Here is a 22,374-nt window from a genome sequence, read left to right on the forward strand (position 1 = left end):
TAAATCAAGCGAATTTCCCGCCATTTCTACCTGATTGCCCCCCGGGCAGATCAATCGATACGGCCCTGTGCGGTGCTATCATCGGTCCAACGCTCCACCGTTCCCGCGCCATCCGGACGCGGGCCTCGCCCGCAAGGGGCATTGGAGGTCAGGATGTTCACCACCAATCCGTTCCTCCCGCTGTCCGAATTCGTGTCACCCGCCGTCATGCAGGGCTACGTCGTGTTGATGGCGCTCGCGGTTGCCGTCGGAACGGCGTTCGATCTCCTTCATGACAGGAAATTCGAATTCTTCCTGCGCGACAGGAAGCGGCGCAAGGCGGCCGCGCAGCGGCAGCTCGGCGGCGCGGACATGGCCGCCATTGCGGCCAAAACCCTGGCGCACGACGTTGCGACGTTCGGCGAATTCTGCAACCGGCAGCGGCGGATTTCGCATGTCCTGATGTTCTACGGTTTCGTGCTTTACCTGCTCACGACCATCGCGCTGATATTCGTCTATCCGGCCGACACGTCCACGCCAGCCGTCCTCCCGCTCTTGTGGAACCTCGGCGCCCTGATGACGCTGCTTGGCGGTTACTGGTTCTTCTTCCTGCTCCGGGTGAACGTGGTCCATGACGGCCAGCCGCCCTGGCGACTGGTGCGCGCGGACCTGTTCATCGTCACCCTGCTTGCCAGCGTGAGCTTCGCGCTGCTGTTCGAATTGGCGGCAATGGCGGGCAACCCTGCCGCGACCGGGTTATGCGCCGGCCTCTACATCCTCTTCACCACGGCGCTGTTTGTTTCCGTGCCCTGGTCCAAGTTCGCCCACATGTTCTACAAGCCCGTGGTGGCCTTCCAGAGACGGGTCGAGGAAGCCGACGGTTCGTCCGACTTGCCGAGCCCGACAGGAGGCGAGCGATGCCCACCTTCACATACATGACGCGCTGCGACGGCTGCGGCGAGTGCGTGGATATCTGTCCCTCCGACATCATGCACATCGACCCGGTCTACCGCCGGTCTTACAACGTCGAGCCGAATTTCTGCTGGGAGTGCTACTCGTGCGTGAAGGCCTGCCCGCAGCACGCGATCGACGTGCGCGGGTTTGCCGACTTCGCGCCGCTGGGCCACAGCGTCAGGGTGCTGCGGGAAGAGAAAATGGGCACCATCTCGTGGAAGATCCGCTACCGCGATGGGCGGGTGAAGGAGTTCACCTTCCCGATCCGGACCACGCCCTGGGGTTCCATCAAGCCGCCATCCGATTACGCGGCGCCCGACGCAAACGCCCTGGGTTCCCAGATGCTCGCGCACGAGCCCACGGCGCTCGGGGTGGAGATGCTGCCGACCCTTCCGGTTCTCGACAAGAAAGAGGTGTGATGCCATGAGTCAGCGATCTTCAAAAAACATCAAGTTCGTGGACGCGGACATCCTCGTCATCGGCGGCGGTTTCGGCGGCTGCGGCGCCACTTACGAATCCCGCTACTGGGGGCGTGACCTGAAGATCGTACTGGTCGAGAAGGCCAACATCGAGCGCAGCGGCGCCGTCTCGCACGGCCTCTCGGCGATCAACTGCTACATGGGTATGCAGTGGGGCGAGAACCAGCCGGCCGACTTCGTGCGTTATGCGCGCGGCGACCTGATGGGGCTGGTGCGCGAGGATTTGATCTTCGACATCGCCCGGCATGTCGACTCCACGGTCCACAAGTTCGAGGAATGGGGCCTGCCGATCATGAAGGACCCGAAGACCGGCAGATACCTGCGGGAAGGGAAATGGCAGGTGATGATCCACGGCGAGAGCTACAAGCCGATCATCGCCGAGGCCGCCCGGAAGTCCGCCAGCGAAGTCTACAACCGCATCATGGTGACCCATCTGCTGATGGACAAGACGCGCCCCAACCGGGTGGCCGGCGCCCTCGGCTTCAACGTCCGCGACGGGCAGTTGCACGTGTTCCGCGCCAAGGCGGTGATCGTCGCCGCCGGCGGCGCCTCGCACGTGTTCCGGCCGCGCTCGGTCGGCGAAGGCGCGGGGAAGACCTGGTACGCCCCCTGGAGCAGCGCCTCGGCCTACGGCCTGGTGTTGCGCACCGGCGCCAAAATGATCCAGATGGAAAACCGCATCGTCCTCGCCCGCTTCAAGGACGGCTACGGTCCGGTCGGCGCCTGGTCGCTGCTGCTCAAGGCGCAGACCACCAACGCTTACGGCGAGAACTACGAGGCCGCCCGGCTCGACGAAATCAAATCCCTGGTCGGCAAATACGCGGAGACCACGCCGCTGCCGACCTGTTTGCGCAATCACGCCATGCTGCAGGAGGTCAAGGCCGGCAACGGCCCCATCTACATGCAGACCCAGCAGGTGCTCGACACCAAGGAGAAGGAAAATACCGGCTGGGAGGATTTCCTCGACATGACGGTCGGCCAGGCGGTGGTCTGGGCGTCGCAGAACATCGACCCCAAGGAGAAACCGTCCGAGCTGACCACCTCCGAGCCTTACGTCATGGGCTCACACGCCACCTGTTCCGGCGCCTGGGCCAGCGGACCGGAGGACTGCGCCCCGGCGGACTACCAGTGGGGCTACAACCGGATGACCACGGTCGAAGGGCTGTTCGGCGCCGGCGACACCATCGGCGGTTCCGCGCACAAGTTCTCCTCCGGCTCCTTCACCGAAGGGCGGATCGCCGGCAAGTCCGCCGTCAAATACGTCAGGGAACTGGCCGGCAACCCGCCCCAGGTGGACGAAGCGCAGCTCACGATGCTCCAGCAGGAAATCTTCAAGCCGCTGGAAAACTTCGAAATCGGCAGGAACGAGATCGTCGCCGGCAGCGTGGCGCCGAGCTACATCTCCCCTCTTCAAGGCCTGCAGCGGCTGGAAAAAATCATGGACGAGTACGTCGGCGGCATCAGCACCTTCTACATGACCAGCGAACCGATGCTCAACCGCGGCCTGGAACTGCTGACCATGCTCAAGGAAGACCTCGACCATATCGGCGCGGAGGACCTCCACCAGCTCCAGCGCGCCTGGGAACTCCACCACCGGGTCTGGACCGCCGAGGCGGTGCTCCGGCACACGCTGTACCGGCAGGAAACCCGGTGGCCCGGTTACTACTACCGCGGCGATTTCCCCAAGCTGGACGATGCCGACTGGCATGCCTTCACCGCGTCCCAGTACGACGTGAAGACGGGCGAATGGACCATGAGCAAGCTGCCGGTGCACCACATCATCGAGTGATGGGCAGCAAAGCCTGCGCAATTCCCGATGGGCTATTCAAACAACCCTGGATGGCAAAATGTCGACTAAACAGGACAGCCCGTCCGCGAAGATCCATCATCACGCAACTGGGACCGGTCATCTCGACCGTCCGGTGGACGACGTCCGGGACCATGTGCTCGGGCCGAACAACGCACCGATCACCCTGGTGGAATACGGCAGTTACGACTGCCCCCACTGCCGCGCGGCGAACGAGCGCATCACCGAAGTTCGGGGCCAGTTGGGCGACCGCCTGCGCTATGTGTTCCGCCATCGCCCGCTGGTCGGCAACGAGCTTGCGCGGCCCGCGGCCGAACTCGCGGAATCCGCGCCGAATCACGCCCTGTTCTGGGACGCGCATGTTGCGCTGATGACACGCTCGGACAAGCTGAGCGAGGACGACTTGCACGCTGTTGCGGAGACGCTCGGCCTGCCACAGCTGGATGGCGAGACCTTGCAGGCGACGACCGAGCAAGCCAGGGAGCGCGTGGATCTCGACATCGAAAGCGCGCTGGCCAGCGGCGTGCACATGACGCCGACGTTTTTCATCAATGGGCGCCGTTACGATGGCCCCTGGGATGAAAGCTCCTTCACCGATGCGATGCTCCGCTCCCTCGGGCACCGCGTGCGCACGGCGGCGCTGACGTTTGCGAGCTGGGCGCCCTCGGCCGGGGTGTTGCTGCTGCTGGCCACGCTGCTGGCCGTCGCACTCACCAATTCAGGCTGGGGGCGCGACTTCGAGGCCTTCTGGCAGACCGAATTGAGTATTGCGTTCGACGGCTCTGAATTTCGCATGTCGCTGTTGCATTGGGTCAACGATGCCCTGCTGACGATCTTCTTCCTGGTCGTGGGCCTGGAGGTCAAACGCGAATTCACCATCGGCCATTTGTCCAGCCGACGTGCAGCGGCGTTGCCGGTCGCGGCGGCGATCGGCGGCATGACCGTGCCGGCAATACTCTATCTGAGCATCATCCCGAGCGGCCCGTGGTCCATGGGCTGGGGCGTGCCGATGGCGACCGACACGGCCTTCGCGGTAGCTCTGGTGGCCATGATGGGCGCGCGCGTGCCGGTGGACCTGCGCATCTTTCTGACCGCAGCCGCCATCGTTGACGATATCGGCGCCATCGTCGTGGTGGCGATGTTCTATTCCGGAGATTTGCATTACAGCTACCTCGTTGGCGCAGCGGCGATCACGGCCGGGCTCATGCTGCTCAACCGCGCCGGGATATACAGCGTATCGCCCTACCTCCTGGCAGGCGTTGCGCTGTGGGCCTGCGTCCACGCCAGCGGGCTGGATGCCACCTTGGCCGGCATCATGCTTGCCGCGCTGATCCCGACGCGCCCGCCGCCGGATTTCAAAACGCTCGCGATGCAGGCCGACGCGATCCTGACGACGGAAGCCCAACACCGTGGCGAGCAGTTGCGTCGCGGACCATCGATACCGGCCCTGGAAGCGCTGGACGCCATCCATGACCGCCTGGAATCCCCGGCGGACCGCCTGCTGCGCAACGTCGCGCCGCGCTCCAGCTACCTGGTTCTGCCGATTTTCGCATTGGCCAATGCCGGCGTCGCCACCGGCACCGACATTTTCAGCGCTCACGGCATGCTGGCATTGGCGATTGCAGCAGGCCTGACCATCGGCAAGCCGCTGGGATTTATTCTGGCCTCTGTCCTGGCCGTCAAGCTGGGCATCGCACACAAGCCCAAGACCTATACCTGGCGGCAACTCGGCGGCGCAGGCGCACTGGCTGGCATCGGGTTCACCATGTCGCTTTTCATCGCCGGGCAGGCGTTTCCGGTCGCCGAAGATTTCGCTGTCGCCAAGATCGCAGTATTCGCCGCCTCGGTGTTGTCGGCCGTACTCGGGGTGACTGTGCTTTGGCGTGCGCACGCACGTAATACCGGGCATGTGGAATAAGCGCTTGGCGAAACACGCGAGGTGCGAGCCAGTTATAATACTTTCTCCTAACCGCAACTCACTGTACCCACCATGCCTGCCATCGCCCACGCCCGAACCGCCACCCATGAGCTAATCGACTTCATCGACGCCAGCCCCAGCCCCTGGCACGCCGTGGCGAGCGCCGAGGCGCGCCTGCTGGCGCAGGGCTTCACCCGGCTTGAGGAGGGCGCGCGCTGGCAGCTTGCGGCGGGCGAGCGCTATTACGCAGTGCGCGGCGGCGCATCGCTGATTGCCTTCGTGCTGGGCAGCCGGCCGCTGGCGGAATCCGGCTTTCGCATCGTCGGTGCCCATACCGATTCTCCGGGCCTGAGGCTCAAGCCTAAGGCGGCCCTGGCCGGCGACGGCCTGGTGCGTCTGGCGGTCGAGGTTTATGGCGGGCCGATACTGGCCACCTTCGCCGACCGGGACTTGAGCCTGGCCGGGCGCGTCGTGCTGCGCGGGCCGGCGGGGCAGGAAACGCGGCTGCTGCGCTTCGAACAGCCGCTGGTGCGCCTGCCCAACCTGGCGATTCACATGAACCGGGAAGTGAACGAACAGGGACTGAAGTTCAACAAGCAGACGGAACTGCCGCTGATCCTCGGCCTGCTGGGCGAAGGCGAGGACGCGGAAGCAAACTTGCGCAAGCTGTTGGCCGACAAAGTGCAGGGAGAAGCGGCAGACCTGCTGAGCTGGGAACTGACGGTCCATGACGTGCAGAAGGGTTGCCTGTGGGGCGCCAACGAGGAGTTCATCGCCAGCCGCCAGCTGGACAATCTGGCGTCCTCCTACGCTGCCCTCATCGCGCTGATCGCGACGGAGCAGCCGACGGCCACTTGCGTGGCGGCCTTCTTCGACCACGAGGAGGTCGGCAGCGAGAGCGCCAGCGGGGCCGGCGGCAGTTTCGTCGCCGACGTGCTGACGCGCATCGGTTTTCAGGCTGAGCTGGACGAAGAGGACCGGCGCCGCGCCATGGCGCGCAGTTTCTTCATCAGCGCCGACATGGCCCATGCCTACAATCCGAATTTCCCGGCCGCCTATGAACCCGGCCACAAAGTGATGGTGAACGGCGGCCCGGTCATCAAGACCAACGTGAACCAGCGCTACACCACCAACGCGGAGACGGCGGCCCGTTTCATGGGGCTGTGCGAGAAAGTCGGGGTGCCGTACCAGCAGTACGCCCATCGCAGCGACCTGGGTTGCGGCAGCACCATCGGCCCCATGGTGGCGGCACAGCTGGGCGTCGCCAGCGTGGACGTCGGCTCGCCCATGTGGGCGATGCACAGCGCGCGCGAGAGCGCCGGCGTGCACGACCACGCCTACATGATCGCGGCCCTGGTGGCGGCCTTCGGCAGTTGAAGCCAGAACGGGCATTGACAGGTCTATACTAGCCATCGCCCCATTCAAGAGAAGCCATCCCCGCATGCGAAAAGAAGTCAAAGAGAAGCCGAAATACGCCGTCGTGGCGTCCGTGCAACTGCCGAACGTGAGCGACGTGGAGTTCGAGTCGTCGCTGGCCGAGCTGCGCGATCTGGCGAAGACGCTGGGTTTCCAGATCATCGCCACCTTCACGCAAAAGCGCGCCAGCTTCGACACCACGGCCTACCTGGGCGCCGGCAAGCGGGAGGAGATACGCGAATTCGTGGACAGCGCCCCCGCGCCCGTCACCTTCGAGCACCCGCCACATGACGCCGCCGACCCCGACGCCGGCAAGATCGACGCCCTCTTCGTCGATCACGAAATCTCGCCGTCGCAGGCGCGCAACCTCGAAAAGGAGGTCGGTTGCGAGGTGATGGACCGCACCATGGTCATCCTCGAAATCTTCCACCGCCACGCCAGCTCCCGCGCCGCGCGTGCCCAGGTGGAAATCGCACGCCTCGGCTACATGGCGCCGCGCCTGCGCGAGGCGGCGAAGCTTGCCGGGCCTCAAGGGCGGCAGCGTAGCGGCATGGGCGGCCGCGGCGCCGGCGAGTCGCACACCGAGCTGGACAAACGCAAGATTCGCGACCGCATCGCCGAGCTGCAGCTTGAGATCGCCGCGATGGACGTCGAGCGCAAGACGCAGCGCGCGCGGCGACAGGCGCGCCAGGGACTCGCCAACCTCGCGCTGGTCGGCTACACCAACGCGGGCAAGTCCACCCTGATGCGCGCCCTCACCGGCAGCGAGGTGCTGGTCGAAAACAAACTCTTCGCCACGCTCGACACCACCGTGCGCGCCCTCCAGCCCGAGAGCAGGCCGCGCGTGCTGGTCAGCGACACGGTCGGCTTCATCAAGAACCTGCCGCACGGGCTCGTCGCCTCGTTCAAGTCGACGCTGGAGGAAGCGCTCGACGCGTCGCTGCTGCTCCACGTCATCGACGCGAGCGATCCCGGATTCGAACGGCAGCTCGAAGTCACCGACAAGGTACTGGACGAAATCGGTGCGCAGGACGTGCCGCGCATCCGCGTCTTCAACAAGATCGACCACGTCGGCGATGCGGAAGCGCAAGCCGAGCGCGAAGCGGCGCTGCGCGCGCACTACCCCGATTGCATCGTGATGAGCGCGCGCCGCACCGGCGACGTCGCAAAGCTGCGCGAGGCGATAGTCGCGTTCTTCCAGCAGGGTCTCGTCGAGGCCGAACTGTTCCTCCCCTGGTCGGAACAGCAACTGCGCGGCGAAATCTTCGCCAGTTGCGAGGTGCTGGAGGAGCGCGCCGACGGTGAAGGCGCCTTCCTGCGCATTCGCGGCGAGCGCGAGACGGTGCAGGGCCTATGCGAGCGGTTCAGCCAGGCGCGATGAATTCGCGCTTGGCCTGAACGTGGGCCGGCCCGGTGAAATCAATACCCGCGCCCCGCTTCGCGGCGGGCCAGATCGAGCTTGGCCGAGCGCTCGATTTTTTCCAGGAAGGAGGGAAAGTCCAGTCCGTACTTGGACCGCAATTCCTTTGCCAAGGCATGCAACCGGCGCCAGTCGGGCTCGAAATCCGGATCCTTGAAGGCGAGCAGCACATAGTTGTCGTCCTCCCGCACCGGGAACACGATAACCCGATCGTCGAAGACCCGCATGACCACCCCGATCAGGCCCGCATAGCTCAGCGAGTCTCCCGCCAGATTCACCACCAGCACGCCGCTCCCCGCCAGCTTGGCGCGGGCCTGTTCGAAGAATTCCAGGTTGGCGAGGCCGGGGGCGAAACCGGCGCTGTCGAAGGCATCCACCAGCAACACGTCGATGCCTTTTTCCGTTTGCTCCAGATACGCCGCACCGTCGGCCTCCAGCACCTTGAGATTGGGGCCATCGGGCGGCACCAGAAAAGCCTCCCGCAATGCGATCACGTCAGGATTGTTTTCCAGCACGGTCATGTGCGTAGCCGGCAGCCGATAGTGGCAGAACTTGACCAGGGAGCCGCCGCCGAGGCCGATTAGCAAGACACGCCTCGGCCTGGCGCGGAACAGCAGGAAGGACATCATCTTTTGCGTGTAGCGCAGATCCAGGTCGTTGGGCTCGGCAAGACGCATGGCGCTTTGGATCAATCGCCCATTGAAATGCAGAAAACGCCGCTCGCCGTCGTCCATGACGTAGGGCTTGGGATAAGTTTCGTCAAGCAACTGCGACCGCAACGCCTCCGCACAGGCCGAGGGCGGCTCCAGCATTAGTACCCGGCCACCGTCGGGATCGTAGGGGCTGGGCATTTCGAACCAGGGAGAAGCGGATGACATGGAGGTCGATGAATAGTGAGGGGAAGACAATACTGCCTAGCTGCAAATTTTAATGCAATGGACACTGGCAGTCACGCGAGGGGGTGTTTGGCGTTCCTGACAGCTTCCGCCAGCCTCCCTCCAAAAAAGGCGGGCGGCGATGTGCCATATATGGAGGTCTGCTCCTCGGCCAATCCGGTCGTTCTGGCTCAAACCCGTTTCGGTCAGGAAACCGCTCAGATTTGCCATATCCCTAGCCTACCTGCAGTGATGGTAAACGAATAAAAACAACGAAAGCATGTTGATTAATTGCAGTTAAACATGTAGATTATTTACGGCAGAACATAGCGATTAATTTCAACTAAACATGGTGATTTATGGCGCGACCGCGACTCACTCCACGGCAAAAACTTGCACGCGCATTAGAAGAGTTGCACCGCGTACTCGGATCGGACCGAGGCGTTGTGCGGGGTCAGCAGCTGAACAACGCAAATCGGGTACTGCTGCTGGAATCCGGGTATCTGCGTGAGATTCTCAAGGGCTGGTACTTCGTATCCGACCCGACGGCCGAACAGGGCGACACGACCCCATTTTTCGCAAATTTTTGGGAATACCTTGCGCGTTATCTCGGCGAGCGCTTTGGCGCAGGCTATTGTCTGACAGCGGAGCATTCGCTGTTGCGGCACGCTCAGTACACCGTGATTCCCAAAACAGTGAATGTTGTGTTGGAGTCCAATCAGAGCCACGTGCAAGAGCTTGCCTTTGGACATACGGTCGCCATGTTCCCGGGTAGGTCGACTTTTCCGACGGCCGCGCAAACTGTCGATATCCATGGCTTGCGTTGCATGAACATCCCGCTCTGCCTGGTTAATCTGCCGCCCCGGCATTTCACTGCGTACGGCCGCGAAGTGCAGATCGTCATGTCACAGCTGCAGGACCCGGGTGCTCTGGCCGCGCTGGTGAACATCAATCGCGCCGGCCTCGCCCGCATCTTGTCGGCATATCGGCAAGTGAACCGAGGCGATTTCGCGGACGCGGTACTCCAGCAGCTTGCCGGGCTTGGCATCCACCTCAAAACCGACGAAACCCCGTTTGACGCAACGCCGGTCTACGCGCTTGGGCAACCGGGGCGCTCGCCGCTCTACGCCCGCGTCCGCGCCCTGTGGGAACAGCACCGGGAGGCCGTGGCAGCCTGTCGACCGGACGGTGGACTGGTCGACGTGAGTCCGGCCGATTACCTGGCCAGGGTGCAGGCAATCCGCATGGAGGACGCCTATCACTCGCTGTCCATCGAGCGCTACCGGGTTACGCCCGAACTCATTCAAAAAGTGGCCGAGGAAGGGTGGGATCCGATCAACGATGTGGCCGATCAAAAGCAAATGGCAGCGATGGCCGCCAAGGGCTACCTGGACGCCTTCGAATTGGTGCGCGATGCCGCCGCACAGGTGTATGAGCATCGCACCGCCAACCCTGGCCTCGCGGCTCAGCTATTCGCCACTCAGCATCAGGCGTGGTACCAGAAGCTTTTCGGGCCATCTGTCGATGCTGGCATCCTCGACGTGGCCGACCTCGTAGGCTACCGTCGTCACATGGTGTTCCTGCGCGGCTCCCTGCACTCACCACCGCACTATGACTACGTGCTCGACGGCATGGATGGCCTGCGCGAATGCCTGGCAGCCGAGACGGACGCTTTCGTGCGTGCTGTCCTCGGGCATTGGCTCTTCGGCTTTGTGCACCCGTATATGGATGGGAACGGGCGTACCGCCCGGTTTGCCATGAACGTCCTGTTGGCGGTGGGGGGCTATCCGTGGACAGTCATCCGTGTCGACAACAGGGATGAGTATATGCGCGCTCTCGAGTCAGCAAGTGTGGACGACAATCTGTCCGTATTTGCCAGCTTTATTGCGACGCAAATTGTTCGGGCGGCAGACGCCGGCTAGCAATAGTGAGCTTGGCAGTTGCGCCACTACCGCCACGCGCTCATCGTGCGCAACCCGCGACACATAGCCCGACCAGCCAAGCAGCACAAGTGCAAACGCCAGCAACACCTGGACCTGGACGCCCACGGAGTAATGACGCGCTACCCATAGCCGTGCGATAAGCGCGAGCAGCGTCACCGCGGCCAGTTGCCCGGTGAATTTGGCTACGCTTTCGAGGGCGACGTTGTCGCTCCAGGCAAACAGGGACGGCAGCGCCAGCGCGATGAGGATTAGCGCGAATGCGATTCTGCGCGTGCGGGTCGATTTATTGATGAGTTCAATGCTGCGGCGGTCATACATGACGCGGATTCCCCTGTTGATTTTGAGTAATGTGGCCGGACCAGGCGCATGCGCACCGTCCGCGGTTGCGTCTATTTTATTGGCAAATCGATATAAATGGGATGCGGCGCCGATGGCATTACCTTAAGCGATTCCATAATCGATGTAGGGTGGGTTAGGCACGCAGTTTGTGCCGCTTGTCCTCGGGTGATCTGGCCGGGGATAACCCACCTGATGTGCCGCCAGGCACTCATAAAAAGGCGTTGTGTTGCTACGCAACGCCTGGTGGGTTATTTAACCCACCCTACATTTGAGCGCCTGTGCGCAACTCGCAAAAATCATAAAGACGGCCGGCGCGTGAGTTTGTTCGGATAGCACGACACTATCGATCGCATTGCAAAAACCAATTGGAATATTCGCTTCGGAAAGCATACATTGGGCCGTGCATTCAGTTAACCGGAGGAGAAGACCATGTCTGACAACAAATGTCCGTTTGTTCACAGCGCCGGGAGCGGTAAGTCGAACCGCGATTGGTGGCCGAAGCAACTGAACCTCGAAATCCTGCACCAGCATACCCCCGAGTCCAGCCCGATGGGCGCGGACTTCAACTACGCAGAGGAATTCAAGAGCCTTGACCTCGTGGCCGTGAAGAAGGACCTCACCGCCCTGATGACCGACTCGCAGGAGTGGTGGCCCGCGGATTACGGCCACTACGGACCTTTCTTCATCCGCATGGCCTGGCACAGCGCGGGCACCTACCGCACCGGCGACGGACGCGGCGGCGCGGGCCACGGCAACCAGCGTTTCGCCCCGCTCAACAGCTGGCCCGATAACGTCAACCTCGACAAGGCCCGCCGGCTGCTGTGGCCGGTCAAGCAGAAATACGGCAGGAAAATTTCCTGGGCCGACCTGCTCATTCTCGCGGGCAACGTCGCCATGGAATCGATGGGCTTCAAGACTTTCGGATTCGGCGGCGGACGCGAGGACATCTGGGCGCCGGAGATCGACGTCTACTGGGGCAATGAACAAAAGTGGCTGGACGACAAGACGCGCTATTCCGGCGAACGCGACCTGGAAAATCCGCTCGCCGCCGTGCAGATGGGCCTGATCTACGTCAACCCGGAAGGCCCGGGCGGCAACCCGGACCCGCTCGCGTCCGGCCGCGACGTGCGCGAGACCTTCGCGCGCATGGCGATGAACGACGAAGAGACGGTGGCGCTCACCTGCGGCGGCCACACCTTCGGTAAATGCCACGGCGCCGGCGACGCCAAGCTGGTCGGCCCCGAGCCCGAGGCAGCCGGCATCGCCGAGCAGGGCCTGGGCTGGAAGTGCGCCCACGGTAGCGGCAAGGGCGGCGACCAGATCGGCAGCGGCCTGGAAGGCTCGTGGACGCCGACCCCGACCCAGTGGGACATGAGCTACCTCGACATGCTGTTCGGCAACGAGTGGGAGCTGAGCAAGAGCCCGGCGGGAGCCCATCAGTGGACGCCGAAGCAGGCGACCGACAGCAATCTGGCACCGGCCGCGCACGATGCGTCGAAGCGCGTGCCGATCATCATGACCACCGCCGACATGGCGATGCGCATGGACCCGATCTACGAGCCGATCGCACGGCGCTTCCACGAAAATCCGGAAGAATTCGCCGACGCCTTTGCCCGTGCCTGGTTCAAGCTGACCCACCGCGACATGGGTCCCCGTGCGTGCTACCTTGGCCCCGAAGTGCCCAGGGAAGCGCTGATCTGGCAAGACCCCATCCCCGCCGTCGATCACCCCCTGATCGACGACCGGAACGTTGCCGCCCTCAAGGCCAAAGTGCTGGCGTCCGGGCTGAGCGTTGCGGAGCTGGTCTCGACCGCCTGGGCCTCGGCCTCGACCTTCCGCGGCTCCGACAAGCGTGGCGGCGCCAACGGCGCGCGTATCCGCCTTGCGCCGCAGAAGGACTGGGAGGCCAACCAGCCGCAGCAACTGGCCAAAGTGCTCGGCAAGCTCGAAGATATCCAGCGCGGGTTCGACACCGGTGGCAAGAAGGTCTCGCTGGCCGACCTGATTGTGCTGGCCGGCTGCGCCGGCGTCGAAGAGGCGGCAAGAAAAGCCGGCCATGCAGTGACGGTGCCCTTCGCGCCGGGCCGCATGGACGCCGCGCAGGAACAGACCGACGTGGACTCCTTTTCCGTGCTCGAACCGGTCGCCGATGGCTTCCGCAACTACCAGAAGGCCAGGTACTCCGTCACGGCCGAGGAACTGCTGCTCGACAAGGCGCAACTGCTGACGCTCACCGCGCCCGAGATGACGGTGCTGGTCGGCGGCCTACGCGCGCTGAACGCGAATGTCGGCCAGTCCGGGCACGGGGTCTTCACCCGGCGGCCGGAGGCGCTCACGAACGACTTCTTCGTCAACCTGCTCGACATGGGCACGGCGTGGAAACCCGTTTCGGACGCCGAGGACTTGTTCGAAGGGCGCGACCGCAAGACCGGCGAAGTCAAATGGACCGGTACCCGCGTCGATCTGATCTTCGGTTCGAACGCTCAACTTCGCGCCATCGCGGAAGTCTACGCGTGCAGCGATTCGCAGCAAGCTTTCGTGCGCGACTTCGTGGCGGCCTGGAACAAGGTGATGAACCTGGATCGCTTCGACCTGGCGTGAGCCTGGAAGATAGGTCTGGGAAGGCCGATATCGCGCAGCGTACCGACAGGCACTCATCAAAAAGGCGTTGTGTTGCTACGCAACGCCTGGTGGGTTATTAACCCACCCTACATTTTGTAGCGTCCGCGCCCGCAATTGCCCGCAGCCGCCCTCCACGTCCTGCCCCGCGGAGTGGCGCAGCTTGGTGAGGATGCCCTGGCGGTGCAGGACGCGCGCCATCTCGGCGGCGCGCGCCCAGCTGGGGCGCCGGTAATCGAAGCCGTCGACGCTGTTGTAGGGGATCAGGTTCATCACCGCGTATTTGCCGGCCAGCAGGCGGGCGATGCCTGCCAGCTCCGCGTCCGTGTCGTTGATCCCTTCGAGCAGGGTCCACTGGTACTGGATCGGGTAGGCGGTGGCGCGGGCGTAGGCTTCGCCCAGTTCGACCAGTTCGTCCGGCGCGATGTCCGGTGCCTTGGGGAGCAGGCGGCGGCGCAGCGTGGGGTCGGTGGTGTGCAAGGATAGGGCAAGGGCGGGCTTGACCGTGGCCTGGGACAGCCGCTCGAACACGCGCCGGTCGCCGACGGTGGAAAGGACCAGGTTCTTGTGGCCGATGCCGCCCTCCTTGCCGAGCAGGTCGATGGCTTCCAGCACGTTGTCGAGATTGTGGGCCGGCTCGCCCATGCCCATGAACACGACCTTTTTCACGGCCCGAAGGCTGCGCGCCAGGACCACCTGGGCGACGATCTCGGCGCTGCCCAGCTGGCGCAGCAGGCCGTCGCGGCCGGTCATGCAGAATACGCAGCCCACGGCGCAGCCGACCTGGGTCGAGACGCACAGGCCGTCGCGGGACAGCAGCACGCTTTCCACCGTCTGGCCGTCCGCCAGCGCCACCAGCAGGCGGACCGAGCCGTCCTCGCCGGGGTGCTCGGATTGCAGGCGCGCCAGGCGCTGCAGCTCGGCGGTGAAATCGGGCATGGCGTCGCGCAGGGCCAGGGGCAGGAAGTCCTCGGCGCGCCGCCTTTTGGTGCCCAGGGGCAACCCCTGGAGCCAGGCACGCAGCACGCGCCCCTCGTGGCAAGGCACGGCGCCCAGGTCGCGCAGACGTTGTCGGATATGTTGGATACGCATGATGGGTGCGGATGATAGCATCCGGTGTCAACGGCCCTGTCATTGCGAGCGCAGCGAAGCAATCTCGATTCTGGATAATCGATAAATTACAGATTGCTTCGTCGCTTCGCTCCTCGCAATGACGAGCAGATGGCGCTTCCCTGATACGTGCGGCAAGCGATTGTTTTTACTCTGTGATCTCTGTGATCTCTGTGTCTAACCGAGCTTTTAAGCGGTCGGATGCGCACCTGTCCCGCTGTGCGAAAGGGCGCACTGATTCCGCCCGAGCTCCAGTTCGCTGGCCTTGGCCTCGTCCACCTGGAGCAGGCCGGTGTTGACGCGCCGGATGTCGTCGTAGGTCGGCGGATGCTGCGGCAGGTGTTCCAGGATGTAGGCGATGAACGCTTCCAGTCCCTCGCCCAGCGCGCGCAAGCCCTCGTTGCTGCCGCGTAGCGCGCCGATGGGGGCGCGGTAGCAGCCCTGCTGGTCCGCCTCGCCCATGTGGCTGAAGTGGGCGGGGAGCACGACGGTGTGGTCGGGCAAGGCCAGCACCCGTTGCAGGGAACTGAACAGCAGCGGCGCCCAGGTCTTTGCCCGGCCGCCCAGGTCGGGGCGGCCGATGGTGCCGATGAACAGGGTGTCGCTGGTCAGCAGAAAGCGGTCGTCCACCAGCGGGTTGGTCATGCCGAGGGTATGGCCGGGGAGATGAAGCGCTCGCACGCTCACCTCGCCCAGCCTGAAGGTCGTTTCGTCCTCCAGGTAACGGAATGAATATGTCGCCGGGAGCTGGTCGTCGGGATGGATGCTGTCGTAGGGATGCAGCCAGTAATCCACCCCCAGCGCGCTCGCCAGGGCCATGCCGCCGCTCAGGTGGTCGGCCTGGAGATGGGTGTCGAACACGGTGGTGATGCGCCAGCCCCGCTCGGCGGCGATGCGGGTGTAGACGTCGATGTGGCGCGCGGCGTCGACCACCATGGCCTCGCCGCCGCTGGCCAGCAGGTAGCTGAGGCAGCCGCGCGCCGGGCGGCTGATTTGCAGGAGGGTGAGGCGATCGCTCTCCTCCACGGCGCGCATTTCGTAGTGGTTGCCCCAGGCCGCCATGCCGCCTTCGAGGTTGAACGCCTGATAGCCGAGCCGCCGCAAGCCTTCCGCTACGTGGGCCGAGGTGTTGCCCTGGGCGCATACCGCCAGGATAGTCTCGTTCCGCGGCAGGCGGTCCTTCAGCCGCTCCGGGACCGCGCGGGCAACGGCCGCGGCGATTTCCTCATTTTCGTCCTCCAGGTCCAGCAGATCGAAATAGGGGGCGTTGATGGTCGGGATCGAACTCTTGCCCTCGATTTTCCAGGCATCGAACTCGTCCTGGTTGCGTACGTCCAGGATGAAGAAGCGGCCGCCCTTCTCCAGTTGACGGTGCAGCTGCGCCGGGCTCCAGGCAGGCATCTCGCGCGTGGTCATGTCATCCTCCCCTCCGCGTCAGACCTCATCGGCCATGTTCGGCTTCACTTTCTTCAGGAACGGGGCGACGAGGTCCATCGGCAGGGGGAACACGACGGTGGTGTTCTTGTCCGCGCCGATCACGGTCAGTGTTTCCAGGTAACGGAGCAGGATTGCCTGCGGCTCTTGCGCCAGTATCGCGGCCGCCTGGAAGAGTTTTTCCGCCGCCTGCAATTCGCCTTCGGCATGGATCACCTTGGCACGCCGCTCGCGCTCCGCCTCGGCTTGCCTGGCGATCGCCCGGATCATGGACTCGGTCAGATCGACCTGTTTGATCTCGACGTTGGAGACTTTGATGCCCCAGGTGTCCGTTTGCGCGTCCAGCGCTTGCTGAATATCCAGATTAAGCCGCTCGCGCTCCGAAAGCATGTCGTCCAGCAGGTGCTTGCCCAGCACCGAGCGCAACATGGTCTGTGCCAGCTGGCTGGTGGCGTTGAGGAAATCGACCACCTGGATGATGGCCTTTTGCGGGTCCACCACGCGGAAATAGACCACTGCGCTGACTTTTACCGACACGTTGTCGCGCGAGATGACATCCTGGGTGGGCACTTCCAGCACGACGGTGCGCAGGTCGACCCTTACCAGCTGCTGGATGGCCGGCACGATTATCACCAGCCCCGGCCCTTTCACCCCCCTGAAGCGCCCCAGCGTGAACAGGATCCCACGTTCGTACTCGCGGAAAATCCGGACTGCGTAACCCAGGAGCAAGAAAACAGCCACAGCCAGCAACAGGGCGAAAATTGAACCTATTTCCAGAGCCATTTCGTGCCTCCTTCGCATCGCTGCCGCGCATCCTCATGCTGCTAGGACTCTTGGCAAGGCGAACAGTTCAGGGGCAATCACGGGAAGGCGGCCTCTCCACGTTACCGTCGATCCCTTCACCCGTTTGATTACGCTGCTACGTTGAGCGTTGCTCAGCTATTGCGCCAAAGGCCCGGATGGTAATGCGGAACGAAGGCTTGGACGGACTCGCCCAAGGCGGATCGCTTTGCTCGCCACACATTAAAGGATTCTTTAATACATAAATCCACAATTAAAGAATCCTTTAACAGCCGAGCAGAATACGCCTTAAACCCCCGCATCCTTCAGCTTGCGGTACAGGGTGCGCTCGCCCAGCCCCAGCTTCTGGGCCAGCAGGCGCCGGTCGGAGCCGTGGCGCTCCAGCGCCCAGCGCAGGTAGCGCCGCTCGGCTTCTTCCAGGGGGACGATTTCTTCTTCCGCGGCTTCTTTCACGTAATCCGTAACCGGCTCCAGGTCCTCGGGCAGGTGCTCGGGCAGGATGGTGTCGCCGTCCGCCAGCAGGCAGGCGCGTTCCAGGATGTTGCGCAGCTCGCGGATATTTCCCGGGAACTTGTGTTCCAGCAAGGCCGCCAGCGCGTCCGGGTGGAGCGAGCGGCGCTGCTGGCATAGCCTCTGGAGCAGGGAATCCACCAGCAGCGGCAGGTCTTCCCTGCGTTCGCGCAAGGAAGGGACGCGGATGGGGAAGGCGCTGATGCGGTAGTAGAGGTCGCGGCGGAAGGTGCCCTCCTCCACCATGGCCTTGATGTCGCGGTGGGTCGCCAGCACCAGGCGGAAGTTGGCGCGCAGCGGCTCCAGGCCGCCCACCCGCCGGAAGGTGCCGCTTTCCAGCAGGCGCAGCAGTTTGACCTGCAGGCACAGCGGCATGTCGCCGATCTCGTCGAAAAACAGCGTGCCGCCGGCCGCGGCTTCCACCAGGCCGGTCTTGCGGGTGCTGGCGCCGGTGAACGCGCCCTTTTCGTAGCCGAACAGTTCGCTGCCGAACAGGGTTTCGGTCACGCCGGCGCAGTCCACCGCCACGAAGGGACCGCGCGCCCGCGTGCTGGCGTCGTGCAGCGCCTGCGCCGCCAGTTCCTTGCCGGTGCCGGATTCGCCCAGCAGCAGCACCGTGGCGTCCGACGGGGCCACCCGTTCCAGCAGCGCGATCAGGCGGTTGAATGCCGGGGAGCGCCCCACCAGGCCTTCCGCCGAGGGGCCGCTGCGCGCGCGGCGCACGGTGCGCACCGTTTCCACGTAGAACAGCACGCGCCCGGCGCGGTCGCGGATCGGCGCCACTTCCACGTCGACATGTTCCTGCCCGCGCGGCGTGTGATGGATGTGCAGGACGCGCGAGGCCTCCCCGGTATCGCGGCAGGTCTTGAGCGGGCAGCTCTCTCCGGCCTGGTCGCAGGGCACGGAAATGTGATGGGAAAGTTCGTAGCAGAAGTGGTGCGACAGGTCCTCGGGCACGCCGAATTGCTCGCGATAGGCGCGGTTGGCCGCCAGCACGCGGTAGTCCGCGCTGATGAACAGGCGCGGCTCGGGCATCGAGTCGATCAGCGCCGCCACGTCGGGCAGGAGTTCGGGTATGGGGTTTCCAGACAGGTCCATTTCGCCATCTCGTTCCGTTGATTAACCTGCCTTATCTTACATGAGCCCGAGCTAGAGCTGTCAGATTTGACAGCCCCGCCCTCTTCCCGGAGCCAAAACAATCTGAACAAAAAAATACTTATCGCCTCAACCTGCTGTTAACAATAATTTTTATAGGTGGCGCATTGGTCCTGGCACAGCGGTTGCTAACACGTCCCCCGAAGCGGCGAAGTGACATGCCGTAACAAACTAAAAATCATCTATCTGGGGGACGAGGGCTAATGAACTGGAATTTTCCCACCTTAACGCGCCGCGCATTTCTGAAGACGGCTGGCGCAGGCGCGGCGGGCGTCGCCGGACTGGGCCTGCTGAAGCCGGCAGGACTGGCGGGCGTGGCCGAAGCGGCGGACGGCGAGAGCAAGGTCGTGGAGGAGCAGACCTGCAGCATCTGCAACTTCTGCTCCTCGCTGTGCAACATCCGTGTCACCACCCGCGTCGAGGGCGGCATCAAACGCATCGTCAAGATCGACGGCAACCCCGACTCCACCCTCAACCGCGGCAAGATCTGCGCGCGCGGCCAGGCTGGACTGCGCCAGACTTACGACACCGACCGGCTGAAAACACCGCTGATCCGGGTGGAAGGTTCAAAGCGCGGCGAGATGAAATTCCGCGCCGCCTCGTGGGAAGAAGCCTACGCCTACATCGCGAAGCGGCAGAAGGATGCCAACATCCAGCCCTGGGAATGGACCATGGTGGGGGGATGGACCTCATGCGTGTTCTACATGAACTGGGCGGTGCCTTTCGCTCTTGCCAACAGCATCCCGAACATCATCGCCTCGCCCATGCAGGCTTGCGTTACCAACGGCCATCTGGGCACGGATACGGTGACCGGCAACTTCAACGTTCACGACGAGATCCTGCCCGATTTCGACAACGCCAAGTACATCCTGTTCATCGCCAACAACGCCTCGATCGGCGCGGTGTCGACCTGCCGCATGGTGCGCTTCGCCCAGGGGCGCAAGAACGGCGCCAAGGTGGTGGCCATCGATCCGCGGCAGTCCGAGACCGCGTCCAAGGCGGACGAATGGATCTCCATCCGGCCCGGCACAGACCTGGACTTCCTGCTGGCCATGCTCAAGACCATGCTCGAAGAGGGTCTCTACGACGCCGATTTCCTGCGCCAGCATTCCAACATGCCCTTCCTGGCCTACAAGGACGAGAAGGGCCTGCTGCACCTGGCACTCGACGCCAAGGGACAACCCCGCGTGGTGCAGGAACGCAGCTCGGAAATTCGTACCGTACCGGCCTATACCAACGCCAACGGCATGGACGTGGACGGTCGCCCGTGTTACCCGGCGCTCCACGCACCCGACGGGCTGATGCTGGACGGGCACCCGGTGATGACCGTGCTCCAGGCGCAACTCGAAGAGGTTCGGGCCTGCACCCCGGAATGGGCGGAGAACACCACCGGCATCTCCGCCGCCACCATTCGGCGCATCGCGCGCGAGTTCGGTGGCGCGCGTCCCGCCATCATCGATCCCGGCTGGCATGGCGGCCGTTACGGCAACATCATCATGATGCGCCGGGTCCAAGCCATGATTCAGGCGCTGACGGGCGGCATAGACAAGCCCGGCGGCTGGATCATGAGCGGCGAGGTGCACAAGAAGCAGGCAAATACCATCAAGGCCAAGCAGGAAGGCAAGGAAATCGGGCCGCCGCTCACCAGCATAGTCGGCTTGCCCTTTGCCAAACTGGTCATCGATGTTTTCTCGGACGGCAAGAATTTCAGCCACGGCAAGCCCGGCTGGTCCTGGGCCTACACCGAACAGGAACGGGCTGCGGGACGACCTTATGTGATGCTGCCGGTGCTGGCGGACGTGGGTTTCAAGGAATCGGTCGAGGGCACGCTCAACTACAAGGGCGAGCCCTACAACACCCGCGCGGTACTGCTTAACGCCGCCAATCCTGTGCGCCATTACTACCCCGACTCCCGCTGGAAGGAGATTCTTTCCCACAAGAACATGGAGCTGGTCATCGCCATCGATGTATTGCCGTGCGACAGCACCATGTATGCGGACGTGATCCTGCCCAACTCCACCTACCTGGAGCGCGGCGAACCCAATATTTACGCCAACGGGGTGAATCACGATTTGGCGTTCGCTACGCGCTATCCGGCCATCGACCCCTTGTACGATACGCGCGAGACGACCGATATCTTGTTCAAGATGACGGAAATCATCAGCGGCAAGACCGACGCCCTCATGGATACCGTTGAAAAACTGACCGGGCTGAACGCTGCCTCGGTCAAGAAGCATCTGGCCCAGAACAGCAAAAATGGGGCGAAAAACCCTATTTCCGCCGCATACCGCGATGTCGCCTTCGAACTGGCTGCCGAGGAGGCGGGCATTACCGTGAAGCAACTCGATACGGTGCTGCGGGACAAGGGGGTGCTCATCCTGGAAACCAAGGACAAGCTGCTGGAAAAATACGCCATGCCCCGGAAACTGCCGATGCCCAGCGGAAGCGGTCGGGTTGAGTTTTACTCCAGTCTGTTCGACGGCCTGCGTGGCATGGGTGGCACGGCACCGCAATTCAACGTGCTCGCCACGCACATCCCGACGGAATGCCGGAAAGGCGCTTCTTCCGGCAGTTTGGCGGATGACGAATTTTACTTTACCTACGGCAAGGCTCCCACGGTGTCGTATGCCTCCACCAACAACAACAATCCGGTGCTGGCTGCCATCAACCAGTTCAAGAAGGACATCTACACCCATATCTGGGTGCATCCGGCGCGTGCGGCGTTTCTCGGCATCCGGGATGGGGACCCGATTTCCATCACGAACTCGAAAACCGGCCAGAGCGCGAACGGTCATGTCCACCTCACTCGGCTTATTCACCGCGAGGCAGTGTTTTCCTACTCCGGTTTCGGCGCGGAGAACCCGGCGCTGACCCGTGCCGTAGGAGTAGGCACCGCCACCAACAAGCTGGTTCCCTACGAGCTTGAACCCGTAACCGGTGGTTTTCGTACCCAGGAGTTCACCGTGCGCATCAAGAAGATTGAAGGAAAAGGAGTACAGGCATGACCCGCTACGCGATGGTGATTGATCTGAATACCTGCGTCGGCTGCAATGCGTGCATGGCGGCCTGCTCGATGGAGAACCAGACGCCGGTATGGAAAGGCGCCTGGCGCACTTATGTGCACGAAAAGGAAATCGGCGTGGCCGAGCAGGTGCGGCGGCGCTTTTTCCCGCGCCTGTGCAACCACTGCGACAACCCGCCGTGCCTCACGGTGTGCCCCACCGGCGCCACTTACCAGCGCGACGACGGCATCGTGCTGATCGACCCGGAGCGCTGCATGGGCTGCCGCGCCTGCGCCATGGCCTGCCCCTACGACGCGCGCTACGAGGTGACCTACGACGACATCCGCGTCGGCAAGGAATTCTACGGCGAGTTGCAGCGCACCAGCCCGAGCATGGACAAATGCTCGTTCTGCGCCCACCGCGTGGACAAGGGCCAGAAGCCGGCCTGCGTCGAAACCTGCGTCGGCTCGGCGCGCCAGTTCGGCGACCTGGACAACCCCTCCGACCCGGTGGCGCAACTGGTGGCGAGCGGCGTTGCCCAGCCGCTCATGCCGCACCTCGGCACACGGCCCAACGTGTACTACATCGACGACATGAAGCGGAAAGGCTGAGC

16 protein-coding genes are annotated in these 22,374 nt (G+C 63.5%); 10 read left to right on the plus strand and 6 right to left on the minus strand.

The window, feature by feature from the left end; genetic code table 11:
• Window positions 1–153 precede the first annotated feature (153 nt).
• The 6 genes from SKTS_RS13990 to hflX all read left to right on the plus strand — a co-directional run bounded on the left by SKTS_RS13990 (window position 154) and on the right by hflX (window position 7,934).
• Window positions 154–918 carry an adenylyl-sulfate reductase gene (locus SKTS_RS13990; RefSeq protein WP_173066227.1) on the plus strand — a complete coding sequence of 255 codons (765 nt, stop codon included), beginning with the start codon at window positions 154–156 and terminating at the stop codon, window positions 916–918.
• Window positions 897–1,352 (plus strand): adenylyl-sulfate reductase subunit beta, encoded by a 456-nt coding sequence (aprB, locus tag SKTS_RS13995; protein ID WP_173066230.1) that lies wholly within the window; start codon window positions 897–899, stop codon window positions 1,350–1,352. Before SKTS_RS13990 ends, aprB begins: the two co-directional genes overlap by 22 nt.
• Window positions 1,353–1,356: 4 nt before the next feature.
• Window positions 1,357–3,201, plus strand: coding sequence for an adenylyl-sulfate reductase subunit alpha (aprA, locus tag SKTS_RS14000; RefSeq protein ID WP_173066233.1), 1,845 nt, complete (start codon window positions 1,357–1,359; stop codon window positions 3,199–3,201).
• A gap of 58 nt (window positions 3,202–3,259) precedes the next feature.
• Window positions 3,260–5,137, plus strand: a complete 1,878-nt coding sequence (gene nhaA, locus SKTS_RS14005) for a Na+/H+ antiporter NhaA (protein WP_173066236.1) — start codon at window positions 3,260–3,262, stop codon at window positions 5,135–5,137.
• A gap of 72 nt (window positions 5,138–5,209) precedes the next feature.
• Window positions 5,210–6,514 carry a M18 family aminopeptidase gene (locus SKTS_RS14010; protein ID WP_173066238.1) on the plus strand — a complete coding sequence of 435 codons (1,305 nt, stop codon included), beginning with the start codon at window positions 5,210–5,212 and terminating at the stop codon, window positions 6,512–6,514.
• Between the two features lie 64 nt (window positions 6,515–6,578).
• Window positions 6,579–7,934, plus strand: coding sequence for a GTPase HflX (gene hflX, locus SKTS_RS14015; RefSeq protein WP_173066241.1), 1,356 nt, complete (start codon window positions 6,579–6,581; stop codon window positions 7,932–7,934).
• A gap of 38 nt (window positions 7,935–7,972) precedes the next feature.
• On the opposite strand, the gene SKTS_RS14020 is transcribed toward hflX, so the two are convergent.
• Entirely contained in the window at window positions 7,973–8,851 is an 879-nt protein-coding gene (locus SKTS_RS14020; RefSeq protein WP_173066245.1) for a spermine/spermidine synthase domain-containing protein, read from the minus strand.
• 443 nt (window positions 8,852–9,294) lie between these two features.
• Here SKTS_RS14020 and SKTS_RS14025 point away from each other — a divergent pair, with 443 nt between their 5' ends.
• The gene (locus SKTS_RS14025; RefSeq protein WP_173066248.1) at window positions 9,295–10,770 is read left to right on the plus strand and encodes a Fic family protein; all 1,476 of its coding nucleotides are present in this window, start codon (window positions 9,295–9,297) and stop codon (window positions 10,768–10,770) included.
• On the opposite strand, the gene SKTS_RS14030 is transcribed toward SKTS_RS14025, so the two are convergent.
• The gene (locus SKTS_RS14030) at window positions 10,690–11,109 is read right to left on the minus strand and encodes a hypothetical protein (protein ID WP_173066251.1); all 420 of its coding nucleotides are present in this window, start codon (window positions 11,107–11,109) and stop codon (window positions 10,690–10,692) included. The two genes, SKTS_RS14025 and SKTS_RS14030, sit on opposite strands and share 81 nt — an antisense overlap.
• 450 nt (window positions 11,110–11,559) lie before the next feature.
• Between SKTS_RS14030 and katG the strand changes: the two genes are divergently transcribed.
• Window positions 11,560–13,731 (plus strand): catalase/peroxidase HPI, encoded by a 2,172-nt coding sequence (gene katG / locus SKTS_RS14035; RefSeq protein WP_173066255.1) that lies wholly within the window; start codon window positions 11,560–11,562, stop codon window positions 13,729–13,731.
• A 75-nt stretch (window positions 13,732–13,806) separates the two neighbouring features.
• On the opposite strand, the gene SKTS_RS14040 is transcribed toward katG, so the two are convergent.
• From SKTS_RS14040 to SKTS_RS14055, 4 genes are all read right to left on the minus strand, one after another.
• Window positions 13,807–14,841, minus strand: a complete 1,035-nt coding sequence (locus SKTS_RS14040; protein WP_173066258.1) for an RNA methyltransferase — start codon at window positions 14,839–14,841, stop codon at window positions 13,807–13,809.
• 207 nt (window positions 14,842–15,048) lie between these two features.
• Window positions 15,049–16,275 carry an MBL fold metallo-hydrolase gene (locus SKTS_RS14045; RefSeq protein WP_244617347.1) on the minus strand — a complete coding sequence of 409 codons (1,227 nt, stop codon included), beginning with the start codon at window positions 16,273–16,275 and terminating at the stop codon, window positions 15,049–15,051.
• Between the two features lie 18 nt (window positions 16,276–16,293).
• Window positions 16,294–17,076, minus strand: coding sequence for a slipin family protein (locus SKTS_RS14050; protein WP_173066262.1), 783 nt, complete (start codon window positions 17,074–17,076; stop codon window positions 16,294–16,296).
• Between the two features lie 306 nt (window positions 17,077–17,382).
• Window positions 17,383–18,702: a sigma-54 interaction domain-containing protein gene (locus tag SKTS_RS14055; RefSeq protein ID WP_173066265.1), complete on the minus strand. Its 1,320-nt coding sequence runs from the start codon at window positions 18,700–18,702 to the stop codon at window positions 17,383–17,385.
• A gap of 260 nt (window positions 18,703–18,962) precedes the next feature.
• On the opposite strand from SKTS_RS14055, the gene SKTS_RS14060 reads away from it, so the two are divergent.
• Together SKTS_RS14060 and dsrO are read left to right on the plus strand one after the other, a co-directional pair.
• Entirely contained in the window at window positions 18,963–21,764 is a 2,802-nt protein-coding gene (locus tag SKTS_RS14060) for a molybdopterin-dependent oxidoreductase (RefSeq protein WP_173066268.1), read from the plus strand.
• Entirely contained in the window at window positions 21,761–22,372 is a 612-nt protein-coding gene (dsrO, locus tag SKTS_RS14065) for a sulfate reduction electron transfer complex DsrMKJOP subunit DsrO (protein ID WP_173066271.1), read from the plus strand. Before SKTS_RS14060 ends, dsrO begins: the two co-directional genes overlap by 4 nt.
• Window positions 22,373–22,374: the final 2 nt, after the last annotated feature.

Source organism: Sulfurimicrobium lacus (assembly GCF_011764585.1).
GTDB classification, from domain to species: domain Bacteria; phylum Pseudomonadota; class Gammaproteobacteria; order Burkholderiales; family Sulfuricellaceae; genus Sulfurimicrobium; species Sulfurimicrobium lacus.